Raw genomic sequence first — 4,174 nt, forward strand, 5'->3', positions numbered from 1 at the left:
GACCCGATCCCGCCATGCTTCGTTCGTCACATGCCCTTGCCACCATGCTTGCCATTGCCTTGCCGTCGGCCGCGTCTGCTGCCTCGCCGCAGTCGTTCAAGGGCGAGTACACGGTGTCGTTCCTTGGTCTTTCGATAGCGAAATCAACGTTTTCCAGCCGCTATGAGAACGGCGCCTACGCGATCGAAGGCAGCGTCAGCGCGGCCGGTCTCGCCAAGTTGTTCGACGACACGCGTGGCACGATCTCCTCCAAAGGCACGATTGCGGGCAAGAAGATGGTGCCGCAGGTGTTCCGTGCCGATTACACCTCCGGCAAGAAGGCGTCCGTGGTCGACATCCGTTTTGCCAATGGCACGGTCACCTCGACGCAGGTCATCCCGGCGCCGGGCAAGCGCGATCCAAAGAGCTGGGTGCCGGTCAGTGCCGGCGACCTGGCATCGGTGCTCGATCCGATGGCCGCCACCGTTGTCCATGCCGACAGTCTCGACCAGGTCTGCGGCCGCACGGTGAAGTTCTATGACGGCGAGATGCGCGCCAACCTGGCGCTGACCTACGCTTCGAAAGGCACGATCTCGGTGCCCGGCTACAAGGGCGACACCATCACCTGCCGGATGGGTTTCGAGCCGGTGGCGGGTTATCGCAAGGGTCGCAAGGCGCTCAACTATCTGAAGAACAAAAGCCGCATGATGGTGACATTTGCACCGCTCGGCCAAACCGGCGTATATGCGCCGATCCACGCCACGGTGGGCACGCAGATCGGCACCTTGACCATCAGCGCCGGGCGTTTCGAAGCGGTACGATAGGCCAGGCGCGCTACTGGAGACAGGGTGGGGCGCGCCACTGGAGACAGAATGGGGCGCGCAACACTGATCGGCTTTTCGGCGGTCGCCATGTGGGCGCTGCTGGCGCTGCTCACGGATGCCTCGGGCCAAGTGCCGCCGTTCCTGCTGTCGGCAATCACCTTCTCGATCGGCACCGGCGTCGGGCTCGTCGCGCGACTATTCATGCCGGCGCCTGACAAGAGCCAGAAGATACCGCCGCAGGTCTGGCTGATCGGCATTGCTGGGCTGTTCGGCTACCACTTTTTCTACTTCACCGCGCTGCGCAATGCGCCGGCGGTGGAGGCGAGCCTGATCGCCTATCTGTGGCCGCTGCTGATCGTGCTCGGCTCAGCGCTGATGCCGGGCGAGCGCCTGGCCTGGAACCATGTCGTCGGTGCGCTGCTCGGCCTTGCCGGCACCGTGCTGATCGTCACCAAGGGTGGTGGCCTCGCCTTCGACGCCCGCTACGCCTTCGGCTATACCATGGCCGCCGTTTGCGCCGTGCTGTGGTCGTCCTATTCGCTGTTGTCGCGGCGCTTTCCGTCGGTGCCGACCAGCATCGTCACCTGGTTCTGCGCGGCAACCGCGGTGCTGTCGCTCGCCTGCCACCTGGCGCTGGAACAAACCGTGCTGCCTGACGGCGCCGGCCAGTGGCTGGCCGTGCTCGGCCTTGGCCTGATGCCAGTGGGTGCTGCCTTCTACGCTTGGGACATCGGCGTCAAGCGCGGCAACATCCAGGTGCTGGGTGCTGCAAGCTACGCGGCACCGCTGTTGTCGACGCTGGTGCTGATCGCGGCCGGCGTCGCCGAGCCGTCGCTGCGCATTTTCGCCGCCTGCGTGCTCATCACCGGTGGCGCGGCGCTGGCGGCAAAGTCGCTGTTCCTGCGCAAGCCGGTCGCGACCGAAAGCGGAGCCGGGGCATCCGAAAGCGGAGCCGGGGCATCCGAAGGCGGAGCCCGGGCATGACGATGCCGTTTGCGGGCGGCATCGACGCCAACGCCAATGCGACACTGATCTTTTCGCTGGCGGCGGCGGTCATCTACGCCTTCACACTTGGCATGCCGCCAACGCTCGCCCGCTCGGCGGCAAAGACGCTCGCAGTGGCGATGCTTGCCGTGCTGGCGGCGCTGCAAGGCGGCCCGCTGCTGCTGGTCGCCGCCCTTGCGCTTAGCGCCGTTGGCGACGCCTTCCTGTCGCGGGACGGCGAAAAGGCCTTTCTCGGTGGGCTGGCCAGTTTTCTCATCGCCCACATCGTCTATGTCCCGCTGTTCCTGCGCAGCGGCGGCGGGTTGAGATTACTTGGCGCCGAATCCTGGCGCGGAGCGATCGCGCTCGCCATGGCGGTGTTCGCGATCGCCATGCTGGCGGCGCTGTGGCGTCGCGTTGGTCCCGGCCTGCGTATCCCGATCACCGTCTATGTCGCTGCGATCCTGGCAATGGGCGTTTCGGCGCTGACGACAGGCAGCATCTGGATTATCGGTGGCGCGCTGTTGTTCATGGCATCGGACGGGTTGCTCGCCACGGAGAAATTCCTGGTGGCTGCCATCTCGCCGCATCGTGCCTGGATGCGTTTTGCGGTCTGGGTGCTCTACTACGTCGCCCAACTCGCGATCACGCTAGGCTTCCTGCTAAATCAGGCTTCTTATTGAGTTAGGGTTGTTTCGGCTGCCAGCCGGGTGCTGCCAGTTCGAAGGCGGCAAACTCGAAGCCCGGTGCGACGGTGCAGCCGACCAGCGTCCATTCGCCCAGGCTGCGCGCCGATTGCCACCAGCCTGCCGGCACGACGATCTGCGGCCGCTCGCCGGCTGCGAGATCGATGCCGAGCACCTGCTCCACAACGGCGCTGCCTTCTTCCCACATCGCCAGCGCCAGCGGGGCGCCGGCGTGGAAATGCCAGACCTCGGCGGCGTCCTTGACCCGGTGCCAGGCCGAAACCTGATGCTGTTCCAGCAGGAAGTAGATCGCGGTCGAATGGCCGCGCGCGCCGCCCGCGCCGTCGCGAAAGGTCTCGGCGTACCAGCCGCCTTCCGGATGCGGTTTCAAACCGAGCGTCGCGATGATTTCGGCGGAGCTGGTCATGGTCGATGCTCTAGAAGTTGTCCTTGCGCTTGCGGATTTCGGCAAAAACCTCGGCGTCCGAGGCTTTCTCCAGCCCGAGATGCTTACGGATCGCCGGATCGTGCCAGCGCAGGAAGGGATTGGTCGACAGTTCCTCGCCGATCGTCGTCGGCAGTGTCGGCTTGTCGGCGGTGCGCAGCGCCTCGATCTTGGCGGCGCGTTCCTTCAATGCCGAATTGGTCGGGTCGATGCTCAGCGCGAAGCGGGCGTTGGAGAGCGTGTATTCGTGGCCGCAATAAATGACCGTTTCAGCCGGAAGTGCAGCCAGCTTCTTCAGCGAATCATACATCACCGGCGGCTTGCATTCGAACAGCCGCCCGCACCCCAGCGCAAACAGCGTGTCGGCGGTGAACGCCACACTCGACGCCGGCAAGTAGTAGGAGACATGGCCGGCGGTGTGGCCGGGCGTGGCAATCACCTCGATCCGCTCATCGCCGAGATGAACGACGGAACCCTCTTCGACGGGTTCGTCGATGCCGGGGATCTTGGCCTTCTCCGCTTCCGGGCCGACGATGCGCAATTTGAAGCGCTCCTTCAGCGCCAGATTGGCCTCGACGTGATCGACATGATGATGCGTGGTCAGGATCATCGTTGGCGTCCAGCCGGTGCGCTTGAGCGCGGCCAGGATCGGTGCCTCCTCGGGCGCGTCGATGATCGCGGTTTGGCCGCTTTTGGGATCATGCACCAGCACGCCGAAATTGTCGCTGCGGCACATGAACTGTTCGATTTCGACCGGCATCGCATGTCTCCATTGTCGCCGCAGACATAGGGTGCTGGCACGCGGATGTCATCCCAGGATGTTGAATGTCATTCCCGGAATGTCGGGCTCATCGAGGCCTTTTGTTGAAACCCGCCGATATCACGGCTACATCCCTGCCATGCATTCCGACATCGTCGATCTTCGCTCCTTCTATTCGACAACGCTCGGCCGGTTCGCCGAGCGTTCGATCACCATGGCGTTGTCGTCGATATGGGCAGCCGTTCCCAACGAGCGGCTGGTTGGTCTGGGTTACACTTTGCCCTGGCTGGAGCGGTTCGGCACCGACGCCGAGCGGGTCTTCGCCTTCATGCCGGCAACGCAAGGCGCCGTGGTGTGGCCGGCGACAGGGCCGACCGCCACGGCACTGGTCTTCGATGAGGAACTGCCGCTGGTCGATTCTTGCATCGACCGCATGCTGCTGGTCCATTCGCTCGAACATGTCGAGAACCCGCGTGAGCCGCTGAATGAGATTTGG

Annotated in this window: 5 protein-coding genes and 1 pseudogene; 4 read left to right on the forward strand and 2 right to left on the reverse strand. The window is 64.4% G+C overall.

Annotation, left to right across the window (positions count from 1 at the left end; all coding sequences use genetic code 11):
* Positions 1-14 precede the first annotated feature (14 nt).
* Genes EN993_RS32205 through EN993_RS32215 form a run of 3 tightly spaced genes read left to right on the forward strand, consistent with a single transcriptional unit; the run spans position 15 to position 2,470 of the window.
* Complete coding sequence (locus tag EN993_RS32205; RefSeq protein WP_127265806.1) at positions 15-803, forward strand: DUF3108 domain-containing protein; 789 nt, start codon at positions 15-17, stop codon at positions 801-803.
* A gap of 48 nt (positions 804-851) precedes the next feature.
* The gene (locus EN993_RS32210; RefSeq protein WP_109671614.1) at positions 852-1,787 is read left to right on the forward strand and encodes an EamA family transporter; all 936 of its coding nucleotides are present in this window, start codon (positions 852-854) and stop codon (positions 1,785-1,787) included.
* Positions 1,784-2,470, forward strand: a complete 687-nt coding sequence (locus EN993_RS32215; RefSeq protein WP_127265807.1) for a lysoplasmalogenase — start codon at positions 1,784-1,786, stop codon at positions 2,468-2,470. Before EN993_RS32210 ends, EN993_RS32215 begins: the two co-directional genes overlap by 4 nt.
* A gap of 1 nt (position 2,471) precedes the next feature.
* Here the strand turns inward: EN993_RS32215 and EN993_RS32220 are convergent, their stop codons facing one another.
* The gene (locus tag EN993_RS32220) at positions 2,472-2,900 is read right to left on the reverse strand and encodes a cupin domain-containing protein (RefSeq protein WP_126070697.1); all 429 of its coding nucleotides are present in this window, start codon (positions 2,898-2,900) and stop codon (positions 2,472-2,474) included.
* A 10-nt stretch (positions 2,901-2,910) separates the two neighbouring features.
* Positions 2,911-3,678 carry a hydroxyacylglutathione hydrolase gene (gene gloB, locus EN993_RS32225; RefSeq protein WP_109671617.1) on the reverse strand — a complete coding sequence of 256 codons (768 nt, stop codon included), beginning with the start codon at positions 3,676-3,678 and terminating at the stop codon, positions 2,911-2,913.
* 139 nt (positions 3,679-3,817) lie between these two features.
* Here gloB and EN993_RS32230 point away from each other — a divergent pair.
* A pseudogene (locus EN993_RS32230) lies at positions 3,818-4,174 on the forward strand (SAM-dependent methyltransferase); the annotation flags it as partial.

The sequence above is a fragment of the Mesorhizobium sp. M7D.F.Ca.US.004.01.2.1 genome, assembly GCF_003997785.1.
In the GTDB taxonomy this organism is placed as follows: Bacteria; Pseudomonadota; Alphaproteobacteria; order Rhizobiales; family Rhizobiaceae; genus Mesorhizobium; species Mesorhizobium loti.